A 24,407-nucleotide genomic window follows, 5' to 3' on the forward strand; every position below is an offset into this window, starting at 1 on the left:
ATGCGTGATCCAGCCCCTTCTGACACATCCAAGAAGCGCGTCATTGTCGGCATGTCCGGCGGCGTGGACTCTTCCGTTTCCGCTCTCCTGCTGATCGAGCAGGGTTACGAGGTGGAAGGCCTGTTCATGAAGAACTGGGAAGAAGACGACGGAACGGAATACTGCACCGCCATGGACGACCTGGCGGATGCTCAGGCTGTCTGCGACAAGATCGGCATCAAGCTGCACACCGCCAACTTCGCTGCTGAATACTGGGACAACGTGTTCGAGCACTTCCTGGCCGAATACAAGGCCGGCCGTACGCCGAACCCGGACATCCTGTGTAACCGCGAGATCAAGTTCAAGGCGTTCCTCGACTACGCCATGATGCTCGGCGCCGACCTGATTGCCACCGGCCACTACGTGCGCCGCCGCGACATTGATGGTCGTACCGAACTGCTCAAAGGCCTCGATCCGAACAAGGATCAGAGCTATTTCCTGCACGCCGTTGGCGGCGAACAGATTGCCAAGACCCTGTTCCCGGTCGGCGAACTGGAAAAGCCGGAAGTGCGCGCCATTGCCGAGAAATACGAGCTGGCCACCGCCAAGAAGAAGGATTCCACCGGGATCTGCTTCATCGGCGAGCGTCGCTTCAGCGATTTCCTCAAGCAATACCTGCCAGCGCAACCGGGCGAGATTAAGACCACCGAAGGCGAAGTCATCGGCCGTCATCACGGCTTGATGTACCACACCATCGGTCAGCGCCAAGGCCTTGGCATTGGTGGTTTGAAAGACGCCGGCGATGAGCCGTGGTACGTGCTGCGCAAGGATCTCGACACCAACGAACTGATCGTCGGCCAGGGCAACAACCATCCGTGGCTGTTTTCCAGCGCCCTGCTCGCTTCGGAAATCTATTGGGTCAACCCGATCGACCTGAGCCAGCCGCTGCGCCTGACCGCGAAAGTGCGTTATCGCCAGAGCGACCAGACCTGCACCCTGGAAAAAACCGCCAGTGGCTACCGCGCCGTGTTCGACGAGCCGCAACGCGCGGTGACGCCGGGTCAATCGGTGGTGTTCTACGACGGTGAAATCTGCCTCGGCGGCGGCGTGATCGAAGTGGCCGAGCCGTGGAGCGGCCAGGCATGAGCCCGACTCAGGAGCAACTGACGGCGCTCGGCGGCGTGTTTCTCGCCGCCGTGCTGGTCGACCGGATCGCCAAGACCGGCCAGACCAACGAAGCCGGCCTGAGCTGCATGCTCGGCAGCCTGCTCGTGCGCGACCCGAAGGACACGCTGGACGTGTACGGCGGCGACGACATCAATTTGCGCGAAGGTTACCGTGCACTGATCGGCGCCCTCGAGCGCGACCCAAGCACATTGCAGCGCGAGCCACTGCGTTATGCCCTGTCGATGCTCGGCCTGGAACGTCAACTGGCCAAGCGCAACGACATGCTCGACATCATCGGCAAGCGCTTGCCGCAGATCCAGTCGCAGGTCGAGCATTTCGGCCCGGCCCACGAAAACGTGGTCGCGGCTTGCGGCGCGCTGTACCAGGACACCCTGAGCACCTTGCGCCAACGCATTCAGGTGCATGGCGACATGCGCAATCTGCAGCAGCCGAGCAATGCTTCGAAAATTCGCGCTCTGTTGCTTGCCGGCATTCGTTCGGCGCGCCTGTGGCGGCAGCTCGGCGGCCATCGCTGGCAGTTGGTGATCAGCCGGCGCAAGCTGCTCAAAGAGCTGTATCCGTTGATGCGCAGCGAGTAAATCGCCCTGCAATAAAAGCTTTGTAGTCTGTAACGCGTAATACGCCGGTCAGTTGGCAACGGACCGGCGGATTTTTTCATGTATGATACGCGCCCCATTTCGTTGCCCGACTGTCCGAGAACACCCCATGCAGCTTTCTTCGCTCACTGCGGTTTCCCCTGTTGACGGCCGCTACGCCGGCAAAACCCAGGCCCTGCGCCCGATTTTCAGCGAGTACGGCCTGATCCGTGCCCGAGTTCTGGTTGAAGTACGCTGGCTCCAGCGCCTGGCCGCCCACGCTGGCATTCCTGAAGTACCAGCCTTCTCCGCCGAGGCCAACGCCGTTCTCAATGAACTGGCTGAAAACTTCTCGCTGGAGCACGCCGAGCGCGTCAAAGAGATCGAGCGCACCACCAACCACGACGTCAAAGCGATCGAATACCTGCTCAAAGAGCAGGCGGCCAAGCTGCCGGAGCTGGCCAAGGTCAGCGAGTTCATCCACTTTGCCTGCACCAGCGAAGACATCAACAACCTGTCCCACGCCCTGATGCTGCGCGAAGGCCGTGACGACGTGATGCTGCCGCTGATGCGCCAGACCGCCAACGCCATCCGCGAACTGGCCATCCGTTTCGCTGACGTGCCGATGCTGTCGCGCACCCACGGTCAACCAGCCTCGCCAACCACTCTGGGTAAAGAGCTGGCGAACGTGGTTTACCGTCTCGAGCGTCAGATCGCTCAAGTCGCTGCCGTGCCGCTGCTGGGCAAGATCAACGGCGCTGTCGGTAACTACAACGCCCACCTGTCGGCCTACCCGCAGATCGACTGGGAAGCCAACGCCCGCGCCTTCATCGAAGACGAGCTGGGCCTGGGTTTCAACCCGTACACCACGCAGATCGAACCGCACGACTACATCGCCGAGCTGTTCGACGCAATTGCGCGCTTCAATACCATCCTGATCGACTTTGACCGTGACATCTGGGGCTACATCTCCCTGGGTTATTTCAAGCAGCGCACCATCGCTGGCGAAATCGGTTCGTCGACCATGCCGCACAAGGTCAACCCGATCGACTTCGAAAACTCCGAAGGCAACCTGGGCATCGCCAACGCACTGTTCCAGCACCTGGCGAGCAAACTGCCGATTTCCCGCTGGCAGCGCGACCTGACCGACTCCACCGTACTGCGTAATCTCGGTGTCGGCTTCGCCCACAGCGTGATCGCCTACGAAGCCAGCCTCAAAGGCATCAGCAAACTGGAGCTCAACGAGCAGAAGATTGCCGCTGACCTCGACGCTTGCTGGGAAGTATTGGCTGAGCCGATCCAGACCGTGATGCGCCGCTACAACATCGAAAACCCGTACGAGAAGCTGAAAGAACTGACCCGCGGCAAGGGCATCAGCCCTGAAGCGTTGCAGACTTTCATCGACGGCCTGGACATGCCAGCGCAAGCGAAAGCCGAGCTCAAGCAACTGACTCCGGCCAACTACATCGGCAACGCTGTAGCGCAAGCCAAACGCATCTGATCGACCGCTTGATCCGTTTGAGACGCCCGGCCGCGCCGGGCGTTTTTATTCCCGTCTGAAAAGTGCTTTTTTTCAATAGGTTACATATGAATTCCGATATTCCTCTTCAACTTCTGGGCGGCCTCACAGCACGCGAATTCCTGCGCGACTACTGGCAGAAAAAGCCACTGTTGATCCGTCAGGCGATTCCTGACTTCGAAAGCCCGATCGACGCCGACGAACTGGCCGGCCTGGCCCTGGAAGAAGAAGTCGAATCGCGCCTGGTGATCGAGCATGGCGAGCGCCCATGGGAACTGCGTCGCGGCCCGTTCGCTGAAGACGAATTCAGCAAGCTGCCGGAAAAAGAGTGGACCCTGCTGGTTCAAGCGGTCGACCAATTCGTCCCGGAAGTCAGCGAACTGCTGGAAAACTTCCGTTTCCTGCCGAGCTGGCGGGTCGATGACGTGATGATCAGCTTCGCCGCCCCGGGTGGCAGCGTTGGTCCGCACTTCGACAACTACGACGTATTCCTGCTGCAAGGCCACGGCAAGCGCAACTGGAAAATCGGCCAGATGTGCGATTCCGAGAGCCCGCTGCTGCAACACGCGGACCTGCGCATCCTCGCTGAATTCCACGAGACCGAAGAATGGGTACTGGAACCGGGCGACATGCTCTACCTGCCACCGCGCCTGGCTCACTGTGGCGTCGCGGTCGATAACTGCATGACCTACTCGGTCGGTTTCCGCGCACCAAGCGCTTCCGAAGTGCTGACTCACTTCACCGACTTCCTCAGCCAGTTCCTGACTGACGAAGAGCGCTACACCGATGCCGATGCGCAGCCGGCCAGCGATCCACACCAGATTCAACACGATGCACTGGATCGCCTGAAAGCCCTGCTCGCCGAGCACATGAGCGACGAACGCCTGCTGCTGACCTGGTTCGGCCAGTACATGACCGAGCCACGCTATCCGGAACTGGTGGCCGGCCCGGAAGAAATCGAAGAAGAAGACTTCCTCGCCGCCCTACAGGATGGCGCCATTCTGATCCGCAACCCGAGTGCGCGCCTGGCCTGGTCGGAAGTCGATGACGACCTGCTGCTGTTCGCCAGCGGCCAGAGCCGTTACCTGCCGGGCAAGCTACGCGAACTGTTGAAGCTGATCTGCGCCGCTGACGCCCTGCACACTGACAACCTCGGTGAGTGGCTGAACGACGAAGACGCTTGCGGCCTGCTGTGCCAGTTGGTCAAGCAAGGGAGCCTGGGGTTCGCTGATGAATAAAATTCGCGTTCGTGTCGCAGACTGGCAGAAGGACATCGCCGAGATCCGGCGCATTCGTGAAACGGTGTTCATCGCCGAACAATCGGTGCCACCTGAGCTGGAATGGGACGCGGATGACGCGACCGCCGTGCATTTTCTGGCGTTTGAAGGCGACTTTCCGATTGGTACTGCGCGCCTGTTGCCTGATGGGCACATTGGCCGGGTTTCAGTGCTGAAAGACTGGCGCGGCATGAAAGTCGGTGATGCGCTGATGCAAGCGGTGATTGCTGAAGCTGAAGAACGTGGATTGAAGCAGCAAATGCTCAGCGCGCAGGTTCAGGCCACCGCGTTCTATGAGCGCTTAGGCTTCAGCTTGGTCAGCGAGGAATTCCTCGAAGCCGGGATTCCGCATGTCGACATGGTTCGGCATTCGGCCTGAGCTCTGCCCTGATCATTCCCACGCTCTGCGTGGGAATGCCTCTCGGGACGCTCCGCGTCCCTTGCGGCATGTGACGCAGAGCGTCACTGGCTGCATTCCCACGCAGAGCGTGGGAACGATTACGCCCCGACATCAACCGATGCCGGGGCGTTTTGCTGTCTACGATTCAACTTGCCCCACCCAAGGCCGACAAACTGGCAATATCAAGCCTTTCGAAAGCGGAGATAACGGACATGTCCCTACGCACCCTGCTCACCACCCTGCTGCTCGGTTGCAGTTTTTCGGTGATGGCAGCCACAGAAATCGTGCCTCTCAATTACCGCACCAGCACTGACATGCTGCCGATGGCGCAAGACTTCCTCGGCAAGGACGGTCAGGTCAGCGCCTATGGCAACCAACTGATCATCAAGGCCGAGCCGGACAAGATTCAGGAACTCAAGGCGCTGATCACCCAACTCGACACTGCGCCCAAGCGTCTACTGATCACCGTCGACACCAACGAAAACAATGGCCGTGGGGACGAAGGCTATTCAGTCAACGGCTCTCAACCAAACCAGACCCGCATCATCAGCCGCAGCACCGCCAGCCGTGAGGGCGGCGTCCAGCAAGTTCAGGCCACCGATGGCATGCCGGCGCTGATTCAGGTTGGCCAGAGCGTTCCGATCACCAATGTTCAGAGCGATTCCTACGGCGGTTACAACAGCCAGACGCAATACCGCAACGTCACCCAGGGTTTCTATGTCACCGCCAGCGTCACCGGCGACATCGTTCACTTGGCGATCAGTACCAACCGTGACCGCATGAGCCAGGAACGTCCCGATGTAGTGAACGTGCAAAGCACCGACACAACTGTCAGCGGGCGCCTCGGCGAGTGGATCACCCTCGCCGGCGTCAATCGCCAGACCCAGGCCGACAAACAGGGCCTGACCCGCAGCTACTCGACTCAAGGCCGGGATGACATGACCTTGCGGGTGAAAGTCGACGCCCTGGACTAAAGCACCGAAAACTGACTGATTAGTCGTATTAGACGAAAGATGTAGTGCTTGAAAAAAAGCACTACAAAACGTTTGACGGGGTAAAAAAGCGAAGGCATGATGGCCTCGCTCCCGCTAATCAGAGGCCCTGGCAAGGGCCTTCGAAGCGATGTTCGCACCTACCCCGCGAACCGCTTCGTGTCTGTACCGCCCACAAGGTGTGTTTGACGAGGTTGCCGACTGGAACGAAGTTGTCCCGAGGGACGGAAGCGTAATTAGGTAACCCGGCTTCACACTGTAGACCGTATAAAGGCCCACGACGCCCGAATGCGCCCGCAGTCCGCCACTACCTGCTCACTTCCCCTCGAGCCTATCGTTCATCCCGTCGCCTACCCCGCCGAATCCGACTTGACCACCTAAGCTTCTGGTCAGCGAGCGCAGGAATTTTCCACCGCAGAACAACTTTTCATAAAGACGCGACGAGGTTTATCTCCATGGCACTGACACGCGAACAGCAAATTGCAGCCCTCGAAAAAGACTGGGCTGAAAACCCGCGCTGGAAAGGCGTGACTCGCACTTACTCCGCTGCTGACGTCGTCCGTCTGCGTGGCTCGGTTCAACCTGAGCACACCTTTGCAAAAATGGGCGCCGACAAGCTGTGGAACCTGGTCACCCAGGGTGCCAAGCCTTCCTTCCGTCCTGAGAAAGATTTCGTCAACTGCATGGGCGCTTTGACTGGCGGCCAGGCTGTTCAACAGGTCAAAGCCGGTATCCAGGCGATCTACCTGTCGGGCTGGCAAGTGGCTGCGGACAACAACTCCGCAGAATCCATGTACCCGGACCAGTCGCTGTACCCGGTGGATTCGGTTCCAACCGTGGTCAAGCGCATCAACAACTCGTTCCGTCGTGCTGACCAGATCCAGTGGAAAGCCGGCAAGAACCCGGGCGACGACGGCTACATCGACTACTTCGCGCCGATCGTGGCTGACGCTGAAGCCGGTTTCGGCGGCGTACTGAACGCCTATGAGCTGATGAAGAGCATGATCGAAGCAGGCGCCGCTGGCGTTCACTTCGAAGACCAACTGGCTTCCGTGAAGAAGTGCGGTCACATGGGCGGCAAAGTACTGGTTCCGACTCAGGAAGCCGTACAGAAGCTGACCGCTGCACGTCTGGCTGCCGACGTTGCCGGTACTCCGACCATCATCCTGGCCCGTACCGACGCTAACGCTGCTGACCTGCTGACTTCCGACTGCGACCCGTACGACCAGCCGTTCGTAACTGGCGAGCGCACTCAGGAAGGCTTCTACAAGGTTCGCGCCGGCCTCGATCAAGCCATCGCCCGTGGCCTGGCTTATGCGCCGTACGCCGACCTGATCTGGTGCGAAACTGCCAAGCCGGATCTGGACGAGGCTCGTCGTTTCGCTGAAGCGATCAAAAAGGAATACCCGGACCAACTGCTGTCGTACAACTGCTCGCCGTCCTTCAACTGGAAGAAAAACCTGGACGACGCGACCATCGCCAAATTCCAGCGCGAACTGTCCGCCATGGGTTACAAGCACCAGTTCATCACCCTGGCCGGCATTCACAACATGTGGCACAGCATGTTCAACCTGGCGCACGACTACGCCCGCAACGACATGACTGCCTACGTGAAGCTGCAGGAGCAGGAATTCGCTGACGCCGCCAAGGGTTACACCTTCGTGGCTCACCAGCAGGAAGTGGGCACCGGCTACTTCGACGACATGACCACTGTGATTCAAGGTGGCTCGTCCTCGGTAACCGCACTGACCGGTTCGACTGAAGAAGAACAGTTCCACTGATTCTGCTTCGCTGAGCAAACGGCCTTTGCGGATCGTATAGAAAGCTAACCGCAGAGCCGCAAAACTGACGCCCCGACTGGTTCGGGGCGTTTTTTTTGCCCCGATTTAATGAACACCACAAATCCCTGTAGGAGTGAGCCTGCTCGCGATAGCGGTGTGTCAGCTTGCGCATACGGTGACTGACCCACCGCCATCGCGAGCAGGCTCACTCCTACAGGGATCGGTGTCGTTCGGAGAAAACATTGATCCAGAGCGGTACAACCGTCAGAAAAATCCGCTAAAACGGGCGCCGTCGCTAATTGCAGTAACGTGCAAGTAAGACAACTTCCCGACTGACATCCCGTTAAACAGTTACAAAACACCCTCAAACGATATTAATTATCATTTAGCCACAACTATGTTCGTTACATTCCCTACAAAACATTATTTGCATAAACCCGCCTAATGCCCGCAACGCATGGGCTGCAGGGCATTGGAGATGCGCTATGTCCTTATTCCAATAAATAATTTCGCTATAGGAATTTTACTTGCAGGGTGTTTAGCCATAAAATCAGCGCGATTGATTGCTGCGACATATCGTCACTGCCTATTTCTTTATCAAGCTCAGAGACCTTTGCTCTCTGTTAAGGATTACCAGCATGCCCGAAGCGACAGGACTCATGGCCCACAATTGGGGCTTTGCCATTTTCCTTCTGGGTGTCGTCGGCCTGTGTGCCTTCATGCTTGGCGTCTCCAGCCTCCTCGGGTCAAAAGCCTGGGGTCGCAGCAAAAACGAACCGTTCGAGTCGGGCATGCTACCTACCGGTGGCGCCCGCTTGCGGCTCTCAGCCAAATTCTATCTGGTCGCGATGCTCTTCGTGATCTTCGATATCGAAGCCCTCTTTCTCTTTGCATGGTCTGTGTCCGTCCGCGAAAGCGGCTGGACCGGATTCGTCGAAGCTCTCGTTTTCATAGCAATTCTGTTGGCAGGTCTTGTCTACCTGTTCCGAGTGGGCGCCCTTGACTGGGCTCCGGAAGCTCGTCGCAAGCGGCAGGCGAAGCTGAAACAATGAGGCTTTGGCAATGCAATACAATCTCACCAGGATCGACCCCAATGCTCCTAACGAGCAATATCCGATTGGCGAACGGGAAACCGTTTCCGATCCGTTAGAAGATCAAGTCCACAAAAACATTTTCATGGGCAAGCTGGAAGACGTGCTGAGTGGCGCGGTCAACTGGGGACGTAAAAACTCCCTGTGGCCGTACAACTTCGGCCTGTCGTGCTGCTACGTGGAAATGACCACCGCCTTCACGGCGCCCCACGACATCGCGCGCTTTGGCGCCGAAGTTATCCGGGCATCGCCGCGTCAGGCCGACTTCATGGTTATCGCCGGCACCTGCTTCATCAAGATGGCGCCGATCATCCAGCGTCTCTACGAGCAAATGCTCGAGCCGAAGTGGGTTATCTCCATGGGTTCGTGCGCTAACTCCGGTGGCATGTACGACATCTACTCTGTGGTTCAAGGGGTGGACAAGTTCTTGCCCGTGGACGTCTACGTACCTGGCTGCCCGCCCCGTCCGGAAGCATTTCTGCAAGGCTTGATGCTGCTGCAGGAATCGATTGGACAGGAGCGTCGTCCGCTTTCCTGGGTCGTTGGTGATCAAGGCGTGTATCGCGCCGACATGCCTTCGCAGAAGGAACAGCGCCGCGAACAGCGAATCGCAGTCACCAACCTGCGCAGCCCTGACGAAGTCTGATCCAGATCTGTTCTGAAATAGAAACGAGAAGCTGGCTTCATTCTTTACGTTGACCGAAAGCGAAAAAATAACCATGACTACAGGCAGCGCTCTGTACATCCCGCCTTATAAGGCAGACGACCAGGATGTGGTCGTTGAATTGAACAACCGTTTTGGCCCGGAGGCGTTCACCGCCCAGCCAACCCGCACCGGCATGCCGGTGCTGTGGGTGGCGCGTGCCAGACTCGTCGAAGTCCTGACTTTCCTGCGCAACCTGCCCAAGCCGTACGTCATGCTCTATGACCTGCACGGCGTGGACGAGCGTCTGCGCACCAAGCGTCAAGGGCTGCCGAGCGACGCCGAGTTCACCGTGTTCTATCACCTCATGTCGCTGGAGCGTAATAGTGACGTGATGATCAAGGTCGCCTTGTCCGAGAGCGACCTCAGCTTGCCGACCGTCACCAGCATCTGGCCGAACGCCAACTGGTACGAGCGTGAAGTCTGGGACATGTTCGGTATCGACTTCAAAGGTCACCCGCACCTGTCGCGCATCATGATGCCGCCGACCTGGGAAGGTCACCCGCTGCGCAAGGACTTCCCGGCGCGCGCCACCGAATTCGATCCGTACAGCCTCAACCTCGCCAAGCAACAGCTTGAGGAAGAAGCCGCGCGTTTCCGTCCGGAAGACTGGGGCATGAAGCGTTCCGGTCCGAACGAGGACTACATGTTCCTCAACCTCGGCCCGAACCACCCTTCTGCGCACGGTGCGTTCCGCATCATTCTGCAACTGGACGGTGAAGAGATCGTCGACTGCGTGCCGGACATTGGCTACCACCACCGTGGCGCCGAGAAGATGGCCGAGCGTCAGTCGTGGCACAGTTTCATCCCGTACACCGACCGTATTGACTACCTCGGCGGCGTGATGAACAACCTGCCGTACGTGCTCTCGGTCGAGAAGCTGGCCGGCATCAAGGTGCCTGAGAAGGTCGACGTCATCCGCATCATGATGGCCGAGTTCTTCCGGATCACCAGCCACCTGCTGTTCCTCGGGACTTACATCCAGGACGTCGGCGCCATGACTCCGGTGTTCTTCACCTTCACCGACCGCCAGAAGGCGTACACGGTGATCGAAGCCATTACCGGTTTCCGTCTGCACCCGGCCTGGTACCGCATCGGTGGCGTCGCGCACGACCTGCCACGCGGCTGGGAAAAACTGGTGAAGGACTTCGTTGAATGGCTGCCAAAACGCCTCGACGAATACACCAAGGCTGCCCTGCAGAACAGCATCCTCAAGGGCCGTACCATCGGCGTAGCCCAGTACAACACCAAAGAAGCCCTGGAATGGGGCGTCACCGGTGCTGGCCTGCGTTCGACCGGGTGCGACTTCGACCTGCGTAAAGCGCGTCCGTACTCCGGCTACGAGAACTTCGAGTTCGAAGTACCGCTGGCTGCCAACGGCGATGCCTACGACCGCTGCATGGTTCGCGTCGAAGAGATGCGCCAGAGCATCAAGATCATCGACCAGTGCATGCGCAACATGCCGGAAGGCCCGTACAAGGCGGATCACCCGCTGACCACGCCGCCGCCGAAAGAGCGCACGCTGCAGCACATCGAAACCCTGATCACGCACTTCCTGCAAGTTTCGTGGGGCCCGGTGATGCCGGCCAACGAATCCTTCCAGATGATCGAAGCGACCAAGGGCATCAACAGCTATTACCTGACGAGCGACGGCGGCACCATGAGCTACCGTACCCGGATCCGCACTCCAAGCTTCCCGCATCTGCAACAGATCCCTTCGGTGATCAAAGGCAGCATGGTCGCGGACATGATTGCGTACCTGGGTAGTATCGATTTCGTTATGGCCGACGTGGACCGCTAAGCATGAACAGCACGCTTATCCAGACAGACCGTTTCACCCTCAGTGAAACCGAGCGCTCGGCCATCGAGCACGAGCTGCATCACTACGAAGACCCGCGCGCGGCGTCGATCGAAGCCCTGAAGATCGTTCAGAAAGAACGCGGCTGGGTGCCGGATGGCGCCCTGTACGCGATCGGCGAGATCCTCGGCATCCCGGCCAGCGACGTTGAAGGTGTGGCGACGTTCTATAGCCAGATTTTCCGTCAGCCGGTTGGCCGTCACATCATTCGCGTCTGCGACAGCATGGTCTGCTACATCGGTGGCCACGAGTCGGTGGTCAGCGAAATCCAGAACAATCTGGGCATCGGTTTGGGTCAGACCACCACCGACGGTCGTTTCACCCTGCTGCCTGTCTGCTGCCTCGGCAACTGCGACAAGGCACCGGCGCTGATGATCGACGACGACACCTTTGGTGATGTGCAGCCTGCTGGCGTCGCCAAACTGCTCGAGGGCTACGTATGACCCTGACATCTTTCGGTCCTGCCAACCGCATTCAGCGTTCGGCTGAGACTCACCCGCTGACCTGGCGCCTGCGCGATGACGGCGAAGCCGTGTGGCTCGACGAATACCAGGCCAAGAACGGTTACGCCGCTGCGCGCAAAGCCTTCGCCGACATGGATCAGGACGCCATCGTCCAGACCGTGAAAGACGCCGGCCTCAAAGGTCGCGGCGGTGCAGGCTTCCCCACGGGCGTGAAGTGGGGCCTGATGCCCAAAGACGAATCCATCAACATCCGCTACCTGCTGTGCAACGCGGATGAAATGGAGCCGAACACCTGGAAAGACCGCATGCTGATGGAGCAACTGCCCCATCTGCTGATCGAAGGCATGCTGATCAGTGCTCGCGCGCTGAAAACCTACCGTGGCTACATCTTCCTGCGTGGCGAATACACCACCGCCGCCAAGCACCTCAACCGTGCCGTAGAAGAAGCCAAGGCAGCGGGCCTGCTGGGTAAAAACATTCTCGGCAGCGGTTTTGATTTCGAGCTGTTCGTCCACACCGGCGCCGGGCGTTACATCTGCGGTGAAGAAACCGCACTGATCAACTCCCTCGAAGGCCGCCGCGCCAACCCGCGCTCCAAGCCGCCCTTCCCTGCCGCCGTCGGCGTGTGGGGCAAGCCGACCTGCGTGAACAACGTGGAAACCCTGTGCAACGTGCCGGCGATCATTGCCGACGGCGTTGACTGGTACAAATCGTTGGCCCGAGAAGGTTCCGAAGACATGGGCACCAAGCTCATGGGCTTCTCCGGCAAAGTCAAAAACCCTGGCCTGTGGGAATTGCCATTCGGGGTCACCGGTCGCGAGTTGTTCGAAGACTACGCCGGCGGCATGCGCGACGGCTTCAAACTCAAGGCCTGGCAGCCAGGCGGAGCCGGTACCGGTTTCCTCCTGCCAGAACACCTCGACGCACAAATGTACGCCGGCGGCATCGCCAAAGTGGGCACCCGTATGGGTACCGGCCTGGCCATGGCGGTGGACGACAGCGTCAACATGGTCTCCTTGCTGCGCAACATGGAGCAGTTCTTCGCTCGCGAGTCGTGCGGTTTCTGCACCCCGTGCCGCGATGGTTTGCCATGGAGCGTCAAGCTCTTGATGGCCATCGAACAAGGCCGCGGTCAGCCAGGCGATATCGAGACCCTGCTGGGTCTGGTCAACTTCCTCGGCCCTGGCAAGACCTTCTGTGCTCACGCACCGGGTGCCGTGGAACCGTTGGGCAGTGCCATCAAATACTTCCGTCCAGAGTTCGAAGCCGGTATCGCGCCAGTCAGCGCCGCCGTCCCGCCTCTGGCAAGGCCGATCGTAATCGGCGCGTAAACGCTTAAAAAGGCGAAGGGTCCGTGCCCTTCGCCTTTCGTCCGATGACGCCTTTCGGGGCTGACTGGATTCGGACGGATAACAAGATTCCATTAGCCACGCCCGCTGACACCGGGCCAACGAAGACCTTTGAACCATGGCCACTATCCACGTAGACGGCAAAGCGCTCGAAGTCGACGGGGCAGACAACCTGTTACAGGCATGTCTGTCGCTGGGCCTCGACATCCCTTATTTCTGCTGGCACCCCGCGCTTGGTAGCGTCGGGGCCTGTCGCCAGTGCGCGGTCAAGCAGTACACCGACGAGAACGACACCCGTGGTCGCATCGTCATGTCCTGCATGACCCCGGCCACCGACAACACCTGGATCTCCATCGACGATGAAGAATCCAAGGCGTTCCGCGCCAGTGTTGTTGAATGGCTGATGACCAACCACCCGCACGACTGCCCTGTGTGCGAAGAAGGCGGTCACTGCCACCTGCAAGACATGACCGTGATGACCGGCCACAACGAGCGCCGGTATCGCTTCACCAAACGCACCCACCAGAACCAGCAACTGGGCCCGTTCATTTCTCACGAAATGAACCGCTGCATCGCTTGCTACCGCTGCGTGCGTTTCTACAAGGATTACGCCGGCGGCACCGACCTCGGTGTGTTCGGCGCCCACGACAACGTGTACTTCGGTCGCGTTGAAGACGGCACCCTCGAAAGCGAGTTCTCCGGCAACCTCACCGAGGTCTGCCCGACCGGTGTGTTCACCGACAAGACTCACTCCGAGCGCTACAACCGTAAGTGGGACATGCAGTTCGCGCCGAGCATCTGCCATGGCTGCTCCAGCGGTTGCAACATCTCCCCGGGCGAGCGTTACGGCGAACTGCGTCGCATCGAAAACCGTTTCAACGGTTCGGTGAACCAGTACTTCCTGTGCGACCGTGGCCGTTTCGGTTATGGCTACGTCAACCGCACCGACCGTCCACGTCAGCCGCTGCTGGCCGACGGCACCAAACTCGGTCTGGACGCTGCGCTGGATAAAGCCGCTGATCTGCTGCGCGGGCGCAATATCGTCGGTATCGGTTCGCCGCGCGCCAGCCTCGAAAGCAACTACGCGTTGCGCGAACTGGTCGGCGCCGAGCACTTCTACTCGGGTATCGAAGCCTCCGAGCTGGAACGCATCCGTCTGGTCCTGCAAGTGCTGAAAGACAGCCCGCTGCCAGTGCCGAACATGCGTGACATCGAAGATCACGATGCGATTTTCGTCCTCGGTGAAGACCTGACCCAGACCGCCGCCCGTATGGCGCTGTCGCTGCGTCAATCGGTCAAAGGCAAAGCTGAAGACATGGCCGAAGCCATGCGCGTTCAGCCTTGGCTCGACGCGGCGGTGAAGAACATCGGTCAGCACGCGCTGAACCCGCTGTTCATCGCCAGCCTGGCGGAAACCAAGCTCGACGACATCGCTGAAGAATGCGTACACGCCGCTCCAGACGATCTGGCGCGCATCGGTTTCGCCGTGGCTCACGCTCTGGACGCCAGCGCCCCTGCCGTTGAAGGTCTGGACGCTGAAGCACTGGAACTGGCCAAGCGCATCGCCGACGCCCTGCTCGCGGCAAAACGTCCGCTGATCATCGCTGGTACTTCGCTGGGCTCCAAAGCCTTGATCGAAGCCGCCGCCAACATCGCTAAGGCGCTGAAGCTGCGCGAGAAGAACGGTTCGATCAGCCTGATCGTGCCGGAAGCCAACAGCCTTGGTCTGGCCATGCTCGGTGGCGAATCGGTCGACGCGGCGCTGCAAGCCGTCATCGACGGTAAGGCTGACGCGATCGTTGTGCTGGAAAACGATCTGTACACCCGCACCGCCAAAGACAAAGTCGATGCCGCACTGAATGCTGCGCAAGTGGTGATCGTTGCTGACCATCAGAAGACGGCTACCAGCGACCGCGCGCACCTGGTTCTGCCAGCAGCAAGCTTCGCTGAAGGCGACGGTACTTTGGTCAGCCAGGAAGGTCGCGCCCAGCGCTTCTTCCAGGTTTTCGACCCGCAATACATGGACGCGAGCATCCTGGTTCACGAAGGCTGGCGCTGGCTGCACGCCCTGCGCGCGACCCTGTTGAACCAGCCGATCGACTGGACGCAACTCGACCACGTGACTGCTGCCGTTGCTTCGAGCACCGAGCAACTGGCGCGTATCGTCGACGCAGCACCGTCCGCCGCGTTCCGCATCAAGGGTCTGAAACTGGCGCGTGAGCCGCTGCGTTACTCCGGTCGCACCGCGATGCGCGCCGACATCAGCGTTCATGAACCGCGCACCCCGCAAGACAAAGACACCGCGTTTGCCTTCTCCATGGAAGGTTACTCGGGCTCTGCCGAACCGCGTCAGCAAGTGCCATTTGCATGGTCGCCGGGCTGGAACTCGCCACAAGCGTGGAACAAGTTCCAGGACGAAGTCGGTGGTCACATTCGCGCTGGCGACCCGGGCACCCGCCTGATCGAAAGCACCGGTGATTCGCTGAACTGGTTCGCTGCAGCGCCACGCGCGTTCAACCCGGCGCCGGGCACCTGGCAAGCCGTGCCGTTCTTCCACCTGTTCGGCAGCGAAGAAAACTCTTCGAAAGCCGCCCCGGTTCAAGAGCGCATTCCGGCTCCATACGTGGCTCTGGCCAAGTCGGAAGCGGATCGTCTGGGCGTCAACGACGGTGCCCTGCTGAGCCTGAACGTGGCCGGTCAGACCCTGCGTCTGCCGCTGCGCATCAATGAAGAACTGGGCGCCGGTCTGGTGGCATTGCCTGCGGGCATCGCCGGCATTCCACCGGCATTCGCCGGCGTATCCGTCGACGGTCTGCAGGAGGCAGCGCAATGACCTGGTTCACCCCTGAAGTGATCGATGTGATCCTCTCGGTCGTCAAAGCCATCGTGATTCTGCTGGCCGTTGTGGTTGCAGGCGCGTTGCTCAGCTTTGTCGAACGTCGCCTGCTGGGCTGGTGGCAGGACCGTTACGGTCCGAACCGTGTTGGCCCGTTCGGTATGTTCCAGATCGCCGCCGACATGCTGAAGATGTTCTTCAAGGAAGACTGGACCCCGCCGTTTGCCGACAAGGTGATCTTCACCCTGGCACCGGTGGTGGCCATGTCCGCCCTGCTGATCGCCTTTGCGATCATCCCGATCACCCCGACCTGGGGCGTCGCGGATCTGAACATCGGCCTGCTGTTCTTCTTCGCCATGGCCGGTCTGTCGGTCTACGCGGTGCTGTTCGCCGGCTGGTCGAGTAACAACAAGTTCGCCCTGCTCGGCAGCTTGCGTGCGTCGGCGCAGACCGTGTCCTACGAAGTGTTCATGGGCCTGGCCCTGATGGGCATCGTGGTGCAGGTCGGCTCGTTCAACATGCGCGACATCGTCGAGTACCAGGCGCAGAACCTGTGGTTCATCATTCCGCAGTTCTTCGGCTTCTGTACTTTCTTCATCGCTGGCGTCGCCGTGACTCACCGTCACCCGTTCGACCAGCCGGAAGCGGAACAGGAACTGGCCGACGGTTACCACATTGAATACGCCGGTATGAAATGGGGCATGTTCTTCGTCGGTGAATACATCGGCATCATCCTGATCTCGGCGCTGCTGGTCACCCTGTTCTTCGGTGGCTGGCACGGTCCGTTCGGCATCTTGCCGCAACTGGCGTTCGTCTGGTTCGCACTGAAGACCGCGTTCTTCATCATGCTGTTCATCCTGCTGCGCGCTTCCATTCCGCGTCCGCGTTATGACCAGGTGATGGATTTCAGCTGGAAATTCTGCCTGCCACTGACCCTGATCAATTTGCTGGTGACCGCTGCGGTCGTGTTGTGGAACACGCCTGCAGTCGCGGTTCAGTGAGGATTTGACCCATGTTCAAATATATTGGCGACATCGTTAAGGGTACTGGTACCCAGTTGCGCAGCCTGGTCATGGTCTTCGGCCATGGCTTCCGCAAGCGCGACACCCTGCAATACCCGGAAGAAGCGGTCTACCTGCCACCACGCTACCGTGGTCGCATCGTCCTGACCCGCGACCCCGATGGCGAAGAGCGTTGCGTTGCCTGCAACCTGTGCGCCGTGGCTTGCCCGGTGGGTTGCATCTCGCTGCAGAAAGCGGAAACCGAAGACGGTCGCTGGTACCCGGACTTCTTCCGTATCAACTTCTCGCGCTGCATTTTCTGCGGTCTCTGCGAGGAAGCCTGTCCGACCACCGCGATCCAGCTGACTCCGGATTTCGAGATGGCCGAGTTCAAACGTCAGGACCTGGTGTACGAGAAAGAAGATCTGTTGATCTCCGGCCCCGGCAAAAACCCTGATTACAACTTCTATCGTGTTGCAGGTATGGCAATCGCTGGCAAGCCGAAAGGCTCCGCGCAGAACGAAGCCGAACCGATCAACGTGAAGAGCTTGCTGCCTTAAGGAAGAACGATGGAATTCGCTTTCTATTTCGCATCGGGTATCGCTGTTGTGTCCACGCTTCGCGTAGTCACCAACACCAACCCTGTGCACGCCCTGCTCTACCTGATCATCTCGTTGATCGCCGTGGCCATGACTTTCTTCGCACTCGGCGCGCCGTTCGCCGGCGTGCTGGAAGTGATCGCCTACGCCGGCGCCATCATGGTGCTGTTCGTGTTCGTGGTGATGATGCTGAACCTCGGCCCGGCCTCGGTTCAGCAAGAACGCGTCTGGCTCAAGCCCGGCATCTGGGCCGGTCCGGTGATTCTCGCCGCCTTGCTGCTGGCCGAACTGCTGTATGTGCTGTTCGCTCACCAGAGCGGCCAGGCCATCGGCCACACCACCGTAGACGCGAAAGCCGTGGGCATCAGCCTGTTCGGTCCGTACCTGCTGGTGGTCGAACTCGCCTCGATGCTGCTGCTTGCCGCAGCCGTCACGGCGTTCCATTTGGGCCGTAACGAGGCGAAGGAGTAAGACATGCCTGCTATCCCTCTCGAACATGGTTTAGCCGTCGCCGGCATCCTGTTCTGCCTTGGTCTGGTCGGCCTGATGGTCCGCCGCAACATTTTGTTCGTGTTGATGAGTCTGGAAGTGATGATGAACGCCTCTGCACTGGCGTTCATTGTTGCTGGCGCCCGTTGGGGCCAGCCGGATGGACAGATCATGTTCATCCTGGTGATCAGCCTTGCAGCCGCCGAGGCCAGTATTGGTCTGGCGATCCTGCTGCAACTGTATCGCCGCTTCCACACGCTCGATATCGACGCTGCCAGTGAGATGCGCGGATGAATCTTATCTTTCTGACTTTCGTATTCCCTCTGATCGGTTTCCTGCTGCTGTCGTTCTCCCGTGGACGCTGGTCGGAAAACCTCTCGGCACTGATCGGCGTGGGTTCCATTGGCTTGTCGGCGATCGTCGCCGCCTACGTCATCTGGCAATTCAACGTCGCACCTCCCGAAGGCGGTCACTACACCCTGGTGCTGTGGAAGTGGATGGCGGTCGAAGGCTTCAAGCCTGACTTCGCCCTCTACGTCGACGGCCTGTCGATCACCATGCTCGGCGTGGTCGTTGGCGTCGGTTTCCTGATCCACCTGTTCGCATCCTGGTACATGCGCGGCGAAGCGGGCTACTCGCGCTTCTTCTCGTACACCAACCTGTTTATCGCCAGCATGCTGTTCCTGGTACTCGGCGATAACCTGTTGTTCCTGTACTTCGGCTGGGAAGGCGTGGGCCTGTGCTCGTACCTGTTGATCGGTTTCTACTACAGCAACCGCAACAACGGTAACGCCGCACTCAAGGCCTTCATCGTGACCCGGATCGGCGACGTGTTCATGGCCATCGGCCTGTTCATCCTGTTCCAGCAAGTGGGCACGCTGAACATCCAGGAACTGCTGGTGCTGGCACCGCAGAAATTCCAGGTCGGTGACTTCTGGATCACCCTGGCGACCCTGATGCTGCTGGGTGGCGCTGTAGGTAAATCGGCACAACTGCCGCTGCAAACCTGGCTCGCGGACGCAATGGCCGGTCCTACTCCGGTTTCGGCACTGATCCACGCCGCGACCATGGTGACCGCCGGTGTCTACCTGATCGCCCGTACCCACGGTCTGTTCACCCTGGCGCCGGAAATCCTCCACCTGGTCGGCATCGTTGGTGGCGTGACCCTGGTTCTGGCCGGTTTCGCCGCACTGGTACAGACCGACATCAAACGTATCCTCGCCTACTCGACCATGAGCCAGATCGGCTACATGTTCCTGGCGCTGGGCGTTGGTGCATGGGATGGCGCGATTTTCCACCTGATGACCCACGCCTTCTTCAAGGCCCTGCTGTTCCTTGCTTCCGGTGCGGTGATCGTTGCCTGCCACCACGAGCAGAACATCTTCAAAATGGGCGGTCTGTGGAAGAAACTGCCACTGGCCTATGCCAGTTTCATCGTCGGTGGTGCTGCTCTGGCTGCTCTGCCACTGGTTACCGCAGGCTTCTACTCCAAGGACGAAATCCTTTGGGAAGCGTTCGCCAGCGGCAACCACGGTCTGCTTTACGCAGGTCTGGTCGGCGCGTTCATGACTTCGCTGTACACCTTCCGCCTGATCTTCATCACGTTCCACGGTGAAGCCAAGACTGAAGCCCACGCCGGTCACGGCATCTCGCACTGGCTGCCACTGTCGGTGCTGATCGTGCTGTCGACTTTCGTCGGCGCCATGATCGTGCCACCGCTGCACGGCGTGCTGCCAGAAAGCGTTGGTCATGCCGGTGGCGAAGCCAAGCACAGTCTGGAAATCGCTTCGGGCGCCATCGCCCTGGCCGGTATCCTGCTGGCAGCGCTGCTGTTCCTCGGCAAGCGTCGCTTCGTCACGGCAATCGCCAACAGCGGCATCGGCCGTTTCCTTTCGGCCTGGTGGTTCGCTGCCTGGGGCTTCGACTGGATCTACGACAAACTGTTCGTCAAGCCTTACCTGGCGATCAGCCACGTACTGCGCAAAGACCCGCTCGACCAGACCATCGGTCTGATCCCGCGTATGGCCAAGGGCGGTCACACTGCCCTGAGCCGCACCGAGACCGGTCAACTGCGTTGGTACGCTGCTTCGATGGCTGCTGGTGCCGTGCTGGTGATTGGCGCCATCGTGCTGGTAGCGGTCTGATATGAACCTTGCGAATTTGCGAAAGGAAACGAGCCCGTCATGATTCTGCCTTGGCTAATCCTGATCCCCTTCATCGGCGGCCTGCTGTGCTGGATGGGTGAGCGCTTCGGCGCTACCCTCCCGCGCTGGATTGCGCTGTTGACCATGACCCTGGAACTCGCCCTCGGCCTCTGGCTGTGGGCCCACGGTGACTATTCATTTGCACCGGCGCCTGGCGCCGATCCGACCTGGGCGCTTGAGTTCAAGCATGTCTGGATCCAGCGCTTCGGCATCAACGTGCACCTGGCCCTCGACGGCCTGTCGCTGTTGATGATCCTGCTGACCGGTCTGCTGGGTATCCTCTCGGTACTGTGCTCGTGGAAAGAGATTCAACGTCACGTTGGCTTCTTCCACCTGAACCTGATGTGGATCCTGGGCGGCGTTGTCGGCGTGTTCCTCGCCCTCGACCTGTTCATGTTCTTCTTCTTCTGGGAAATGATGCTGGTGCCGATGTACTTCCTCATCGCGCTCTGGGGTCACAGTTCTTCGGACGGCAAGAAAACCCGGATCTACGCAGCGACCAAGTTCTTCATCTTCACTCAGGCTTCCGGCCTGATCATGTTGGTGGCGATCCTCGGTCTGGTGCTGGTCAACTTCAACAACACCGGCGTGATTACTTTCAACTACGCCGACCTGTTGAAAACCAAGATGTCGATGACCACCGAGTACATCCTGATGCTCGGCTTCTTCATCGCCTTCGCGGTCAAGCTGCCCGTCGTACCGTTCCACTCGTGGTTGCCTGATGCCCACGCCCAGGCGCCGACTGCCGGTTCCGTCGACCTCGCCGGTATCTTGCTGAAAACCGCTGCCTACGGTCTGCTGCGTTTCGCCCTGCCGCTGTTCCCGAATGCTTCGGCCGAGTTTGCGCCGATTGCCATGACCCTCGGTCTGATCGGGATCTTCTACGGTGCGTTCCTCGCTTTCGCACAAACCGACATCAAGCGTCTGATCGCCTTCTCTTCCGTTTCCCACATGGGCTTCGTGTTGATCGGCATCTACTCCGGCAGCCAACTGGCCCTGCAAGGTGCAGTGATCCAGATGCTCGCGCACGGTGTGTCGGCGGCGGCACTGTTTATCCTCAGCGGTCAGTTGTACGAGCGTCTGCACACTCGTGACATGCGTGAGATGGGCGGTCTGTGGTCGCGTATCGCTTACCTGCCGGCGATCAGCCTGTTCTTCGCAGCCGCATCCCTGGGCTTGCCGGGTACCGGTAACTTTGTCGGTGAGTTCCTGATCCTGATCGGCTCCTTCGCCAGCTGGCCGTGGATCACTGCAATTGCCACCTCCGGTCTGGTGTTCGGTTCGGTCTACTCGCTGATCATGATCCACCGTGCCTACTTCGGTCCGTCGAAATCGGATTCGATCCTGCACGGTATGGACGCTCGCGAACTGATCATGGTGCTGGGCCTTGCGGTGTTGCTGATCTACATCGGCGTGTACCCGCAACCGTTCCTCGACACTTCTGCCGCCACGATGCATGGCGTTCAGCAGTGGCTCGGCACCGCCTTCACTCAACTCGCTTCGGCCCGGTAAGAGCGCTATGGAATTCACGATTCAACACTTTATTGCGCTTGCGCCACTGTTGATCACCAGCCTCACCATTATCGTGGTGATGCTGGCAATCGCCTGGCGCCGCAACCACTCGCAGACCTTCCTGATCTCGGTCGCCGGTCTGAACCTGGCCTTGCTGTCGATCCTGCCAGCCCTGAAAGTCGCGCCTCTGGCCGTGACTCCACTGCTGCAAATCGACACCTTCGCTTGCCTGTACATGGCGCTGATCCTGGTCGCCACCCTCGCCTGCGTCACCCTCGCCCACGCCTACTTGGGTGATGGCGGTTCGGGTTACCCGGGCAACCGTGAAGAACTGTACCTGCTGATCCTGATGGCCGCCGCCGGTGGTCTGGTTCTGGTCAGCGCGCAGCACCTGGCCGGTTTGTTCATCGGTCTGGAACTGCTCTCGGTGCCGGTCTACGGTCTGGTGGCTTATGCCTTCTTCAACAAGCGTTCGCTGGAAGCCGGCATCAAATACATGGTGCTGTCGGCCGCCGGTTCTGCATTCCTTTTGTTCGGTATGGCGCTGCTGTACGCAGACTCGGGTTCGCTGAGCTTCGTTGGCATCGGTCAGGCTCTGGCTGCGACTGGCCTGCCTAGCTCGCTGGCACAACTGGGCCTGGGCATGATGCTGATCGGTCTGGCGTTCAAGCTGTCGCTGGTACCGTTCCACCTGTGGACGCCGGACGTTTACGAAGGTGCTCCGGCACCGGTGGCTGCGTTCCTCGCGACTGCGTCGAAGGTTGCGGTGTTTGCGGTGATGGTGCGTCTGTTCCAGATCTCCCCTGCTGCCAGCAGCGGCGTCCTGAGCGACGTGCTGACCGTTATCGCCATCGCCTCGATCCTGTTCGGTAACCTGTTGGCCCTGACCCAGAGCAACCTCAAGCGTCTGCTCGGTTACTCGTCCATCGCGCACTTCGGCTACCTGCTGATCGCGCTGGTGGCTAGCAAGGGTCTGGCGGTGGAAGCCATCGGCGTGTACCTGGTGACTTATGTGATCACCAGCCTCGGCGCCTTCGGCGTGATCACCCTGATGTCCTCGCCGTACAACGGCCGTGACGCGGATGCCTTGTACGAATACCGCGGCCTGTTCTGGCGCCGTCCGTACCTGACCGCCGTGCTGACCGTGATGATGCTGTCGCTGGCGGGTATCCCGCTGACCGCGGGCTTCATCGGCAAGTTCTACATCATCGCTACCGGTGTCGAATCGCACCAATGGTGGCTGGTCGGCTCCTTGGTACTGGGCAGCGCCATCGGCGTCTTCTACTACCTGCGCGTGATGGTCACCCTGTACCTGATCGAACCAAACCTGCGTCGCCACGACGCCCAGCTGCACTGGGAACAGAAGGCAGGCGGCGTGATGCTGCTGGCCATCGCCCTGGTCGCGTTCTTCCTGGGTGTGTACCCGCAGCCATTGCTGACTCTGGTTCAGCAGGCGGGTCTGGCGGGCTGATTGCCTGGCTGGCTAGAAATGAAAACGGCACCTTCGGGTGCCGTTTTTGTTTTTGTGGGATCTTTTACCAATGCTATGCCCTTCCTACTGAAATCCCCGAAATCTCGCGCCCTACTGTTGGGTTCCTCCTACAGCCAGAATTTGGCTTTTTGCTTATCTTGTTCGACGTAAAAGACATCGATCCAAATCGAGTCCGTCTTCAGGAACGAGAAAATAAAACTCCAGCGGAAATCAGAAATGAACAACACAAATGGCCAATCAAAACCTGAGGACGCGACCAGACCGACACCTCCCCATAAACCTTCTGTTCCGGTTGTACGTCGCGTCGTGAACGAGAAAGTCATTAACCGTAAAGAAATAGCGCTGGATCGCAAGTAACGTAGAAGCACAAAAGTCTACTAGCTACGCAAAACGGCACCTTCGAGTGCCAGTTTCGTTTTGTAGAGTTACCGTCAAAAGATCACAGCCTTTAGGAGATGCCGAAGACTGAGGTCTTTTGATCTCAACGCCCTCCCCTTTTTAGGAATTTGCCTGCAAACCCCTGAGCAATGGCTGACATTCCGTAGAAGACATTTTTCGTTAAATTCGGGGATCACATATCAAGTGGAGATCCACGAACCATGAAGCGGGATATTTATTCAGAATTGATGAATGGCCTTGATGCGTTAGCCGAAGAACGCCAAGGCAAAATCACCTTGAAGAAGACCCGGGTAACACGGATCGGCGCCATGAAAGGCAAACTCATACTTCCCGCCGAAATTGATGCATCTGTATCACATGGCTTGCTGGATACCTTCGAAAGATAAAAGCCACATCCGCTCACATGTGATCTATCAGAATCATCCGGATTACTGTGGGAGCGAGCCTGCTCCGGGCGGCGTTCCGACGAAGGCGTCGGCACATCAACCCTCTTCAGAGCCTGGCACTCCGCTTTCGCGAGCAGGCTCACTCCTACAGATTGTGTGTCGTTCCCAACACTCAGGTACACCTCAGACCACTTGTGGGAGCGAGCCTGCTCGCGAAGGCGTAGACACTTTCAACATCTTGATTGGCTGACACTCCGCTTTCGTCGGAACGCCGCCCAGAGCAAGCTCGCTCCCACAGGTTTGTGTGGCGTTC

The 24,407-nt window shown here is 59.3% G+C and carries 20 protein-coding genes and 1 pseudogene; all 21 read left to right on the forward strand.

The genetic code is table 11. The annotated features are described in order from the left end of the window. Positions 1 to 1,125 (forward strand): tRNA 2-thiouridine(34) synthase MnmA, encoded by a 1,125-nt coding sequence (mnmA, locus tag J0G10_RS19160; protein ID WP_095048073.1) that lies wholly within the window; start codon positions 1 to 3, stop codon positions 1,123 to 1,125. Then, positions 1,122 to 1,745, forward strand: a complete 624-nt coding sequence (gene hflD / locus J0G10_RS19165) for a high frequency lysogenization protein HflD (RefSeq protein WP_095048074.1) — start codon at positions 1,122 to 1,124, stop codon at positions 1,743 to 1,745. Before mnmA ends, hflD begins: the two co-directional genes overlap by 4 nt. Positions 1,746 to 1,872: 127 nt before the next feature. Continuing rightward, complete coding sequence (purB, locus tag J0G10_RS19170; protein WP_016987412.1) at positions 1,873 to 3,243, forward strand: adenylosuccinate lyase; 1,371 nt, start codon at positions 1,873 to 1,875, stop codon at positions 3,241 to 3,243. Between the two features lie 86 nt (positions 3,244 to 3,329). Next, positions 3,330 to 4,499: a ribosomal protein uL16 3-hydroxylase gene (locus J0G10_RS19175; protein ID WP_095124496.1), complete on the forward strand. Its 1,170-nt coding sequence runs from the start codon at positions 3,330 to 3,332 to the stop codon at positions 4,497 to 4,499. Continuing rightward, positions 4,492 to 4,917 carry a GNAT family N-acetyltransferase gene (locus J0G10_RS19180; RefSeq protein WP_034155132.1) on the forward strand — a complete coding sequence of 142 codons (426 nt, stop codon included), beginning with the start codon at positions 4,492 to 4,494 and terminating at the stop codon, positions 4,915 to 4,917. The genes J0G10_RS19175 and J0G10_RS19180 overlap by 8 nt, the downstream gene beginning before the upstream one ends. A 233-nt stretch (positions 4,918 to 5,150) precedes the next feature. Further along, complete coding sequence (locus tag J0G10_RS19185) at positions 5,151 to 5,912, forward strand: secretin N-terminal domain-containing protein (protein ID WP_095048076.1); 762 nt, start codon at positions 5,151 to 5,153, stop codon at positions 5,910 to 5,912. A gap of 473 nt (positions 5,913 to 6,385) precedes the next feature. After that, the gene (gene aceA / locus J0G10_RS19190) at positions 6,386 to 7,711 is read left to right on the forward strand and encodes an isocitrate lyase (protein WP_007920195.1); all 1,326 of its coding nucleotides are present in this window, start codon (positions 6,386 to 6,388) and stop codon (positions 7,709 to 7,711) included. A 638-nt stretch (positions 7,712 to 8,349) separates the two neighbouring features. Beyond that, complete coding sequence (locus tag J0G10_RS19195; RefSeq protein WP_003223812.1) at positions 8,350 to 8,763, forward strand: NADH-quinone oxidoreductase subunit A; 414 nt, start codon at positions 8,350 to 8,352, stop codon at positions 8,761 to 8,763. 10 nt (positions 8,764 to 8,773) lie between these two features. Continuing rightward, complete coding sequence (locus tag J0G10_RS19200; RefSeq protein ID WP_220556481.1) at positions 8,774 to 9,448, forward strand: NuoB/complex I 20 kDa subunit family protein; 675 nt, start codon at positions 8,774 to 8,776, stop codon at positions 9,446 to 9,448. A gap of 73 nt (positions 9,449 to 9,521) precedes the next feature. Further along, a complete protein-coding gene (nuoC, locus tag J0G10_RS19205; protein WP_093434270.1) occupies positions 9,522 to 11,306 on the forward strand; it encodes an NADH-quinone oxidoreductase subunit C/D in 1,785 nt (594 codons plus the stop codon). 2 nt (positions 11,307 to 11,308) lie between these two features. Next, the gene (gene nuoE, locus J0G10_RS19210) at positions 11,309 to 11,806 is read left to right on the forward strand and encodes an NADH-quinone oxidoreductase subunit NuoE (RefSeq protein WP_007920186.1); all 498 of its coding nucleotides are present in this window, start codon (positions 11,309 to 11,311) and stop codon (positions 11,804 to 11,806) included. Next, a complete protein-coding gene (gene nuoF, locus J0G10_RS19215) occupies positions 11,803 to 13,158 on the forward strand; it encodes an NADH-quinone oxidoreductase subunit NuoF (RefSeq protein ID WP_007920184.1) in 1,356 nt (451 codons plus the stop codon). The genes nuoE and nuoF overlap by 4 nt, the downstream gene beginning before the upstream one ends. A 136-nt stretch (positions 13,159 to 13,294) precedes the next feature. Then, on the forward strand, positions 13,295 to 16,009 hold the full coding sequence (nuoG, locus tag J0G10_RS19220) for an NADH-quinone oxidoreductase subunit NuoG (RefSeq protein ID WP_095124495.1): 2,715 nt from the start codon (positions 13,295 to 13,297) through the stop codon (positions 16,007 to 16,009). Next, positions 16,006 to 17,013 (forward strand): NADH-quinone oxidoreductase subunit NuoH, encoded by a 1,008-nt coding sequence (gene nuoH / locus J0G10_RS19225; RefSeq protein ID WP_007920179.1) that lies wholly within the window; start codon positions 16,006 to 16,008, stop codon positions 17,011 to 17,013. The genes nuoG and nuoH overlap by 4 nt, the downstream gene beginning before the upstream one ends. An 11-nt stretch (positions 17,014 to 17,024) precedes the next feature. Beyond that, positions 17,025 to 17,573, forward strand: coding sequence for an NADH-quinone oxidoreductase subunit NuoI (nuoI, locus tag J0G10_RS19230; protein WP_007920177.1), 549 nt, complete (start codon positions 17,025 to 17,027; stop codon positions 17,571 to 17,573). A 9-nt stretch (positions 17,574 to 17,582) separates the two neighbouring features. After that, positions 17,583 to 18,083: an NADH-quinone oxidoreductase subunit J gene (gene nuoJ, locus J0G10_RS19235; RefSeq protein ID WP_007920176.1), complete on the forward strand. Its 501-nt coding sequence runs from the start codon at positions 17,583 to 17,585 to the stop codon at positions 18,081 to 18,083. 3 nt (positions 18,084 to 18,086) lie between these two features. Beyond that, a complete protein-coding gene (gene nuoK, locus J0G10_RS19240; protein ID WP_003223790.1) occupies positions 18,087 to 18,395 on the forward strand; it encodes an NADH-quinone oxidoreductase subunit NuoK in 309 nt (102 codons plus the stop codon). Further along, on the forward strand, positions 18,392 to 20,245 hold the full coding sequence (gene nuoL, locus J0G10_RS19245) for an NADH-quinone oxidoreductase subunit L (protein WP_007920175.1): 1,854 nt from the start codon (positions 18,392 to 18,394) through the stop codon (positions 20,243 to 20,245). The genes nuoK and nuoL overlap by 4 nt, the downstream gene beginning before the upstream one ends. Positions 20,246 to 20,284: 39 nt before the next feature. Then, positions 20,285 to 21,817: an NADH-quinone oxidoreductase subunit M gene (gene nuoM, locus J0G10_RS19250; RefSeq protein ID WP_150731179.1), complete on the forward strand. Its 1,533-nt coding sequence runs from the start codon at positions 20,285 to 20,287 to the stop codon at positions 21,815 to 21,817. A gap of 7 nt (positions 21,818 to 21,824) precedes the next feature. Next, a complete protein-coding gene (gene nuoN / locus J0G10_RS19255) occupies positions 21,825 to 23,288 on the forward strand; it encodes an NADH-quinone oxidoreductase subunit NuoN (protein WP_007920173.1) in 1,464 nt (487 codons plus the stop codon). A 620-nt stretch (positions 23,289 to 23,908) separates the two neighbouring features. After that, positions 23,909 to 24,001 (forward strand): annotated as a pseudogene (locus J0G10_RS30040) (transcriptional regulator); the annotation flags it as partial. Positions 24,002 to 24,407: the final 406 nt, after the last annotated feature.

Source organism: Pseudomonas germanica (genome assembly GCF_019614655.1).
In the GTDB taxonomy this organism is placed as follows: Bacteria; Pseudomonadota; Gammaproteobacteria; order Pseudomonadales; family Pseudomonadaceae; genus Aquipseudomonas; species Aquipseudomonas neuropathica.

Excerpts from the sequence above, each read along its gene's own strand:
- mnmA (WP_095048073.1), top strand. The coding sequence starts at position 1 with ATGCGTGATCCAGCCCCTTCTGACACATCCAAGAAGCGCGTCATTGTC.
- hflD (WP_095048074.1), top strand. The coding sequence starts at position 1,122 with ATGAGCCCGACTCAGGAGCAACTGACGGCGCTCGGCGGCGTGTTTCTC.
- purB (WP_016987412.1), top strand. The coding sequence starts at position 1,873 with ATGCAGCTTTCTTCGCTCACTGCGGTTTCCCCTGTTGACGGCCGCTAC.
- J0G10_RS19175 (WP_095124496.1), top strand. The coding sequence starts at position 3,330 with ATGAATTCCGATATTCCTCTTCAACTTCTGGGCGGCCTCACAGCACGC.
- J0G10_RS19180 (WP_034155132.1), top strand. The coding sequence starts at position 4,492 with ATGAATAAAATTCGCGTTCGTGTCGCAGACTGGCAGAAGGACATCGCC.
- J0G10_RS19185 (WP_095048076.1), top strand. The coding sequence starts at position 5,151 with ATGTCCCTACGCACCCTGCTCACCACCCTGCTGCTCGGTTGCAGTTTT.
- aceA (WP_007920195.1), top strand. The coding sequence starts at position 6,386 with ATGGCACTGACACGCGAACAGCAAATTGCAGCCCTCGAAAAAGACTGG.
- J0G10_RS19195 (WP_003223812.1), top strand. The coding sequence starts at position 8,350 with ATGCCCGAAGCGACAGGACTCATGGCCCACAATTGGGGCTTTGCCATT.
- J0G10_RS19200 (WP_220556481.1), top strand. The coding sequence starts at position 8,774 with ATGCAATACAATCTCACCAGGATCGACCCCAATGCTCCTAACGAGCAA.
- nuoC (WP_093434270.1), top strand. The coding sequence starts at position 9,522 with ATGACTACAGGCAGCGCTCTGTACATCCCGCCTTATAAGGCAGACGAC.
- nuoE (WP_007920186.1), top strand. The coding sequence starts at position 11,309 with ATGAACAGCACGCTTATCCAGACAGACCGTTTCACCCTCAGTGAAACC.
- nuoF (WP_007920184.1), top strand. The coding sequence starts at position 11,803 with ATGACCCTGACATCTTTCGGTCCTGCCAACCGCATTCAGCGTTCGGCT.
- nuoG (WP_095124495.1), top strand. The coding sequence starts at position 13,295 with ATGGCCACTATCCACGTAGACGGCAAAGCGCTCGAAGTCGACGGGGCA.
- nuoH (WP_007920179.1), top strand. The coding sequence starts at position 16,006 with ATGACCTGGTTCACCCCTGAAGTGATCGATGTGATCCTCTCGGTCGTC.
- nuoI (WP_007920177.1), top strand. The coding sequence starts at position 17,025 with ATGTTCAAATATATTGGCGACATCGTTAAGGGTACTGGTACCCAGTTG.
- nuoJ (WP_007920176.1), top strand. The coding sequence starts at position 17,583 with ATGGAATTCGCTTTCTATTTCGCATCGGGTATCGCTGTTGTGTCCACG.
- nuoK (WP_003223790.1), top strand. The coding sequence starts at position 18,087 with ATGCCTGCTATCCCTCTCGAACATGGTTTAGCCGTCGCCGGCATCCTG.
- nuoL (WP_007920175.1), top strand. The coding sequence starts at position 18,392 with ATGAATCTTATCTTTCTGACTTTCGTATTCCCTCTGATCGGTTTCCTG.
- nuoM (WP_150731179.1), top strand. The coding sequence starts at position 20,285 with ATGATTCTGCCTTGGCTAATCCTGATCCCCTTCATCGGCGGCCTGCTG.
- nuoN (WP_007920173.1), top strand. The coding sequence starts at position 21,825 with ATGGAATTCACGATTCAACACTTTATTGCGCTTGCGCCACTGTTGATC.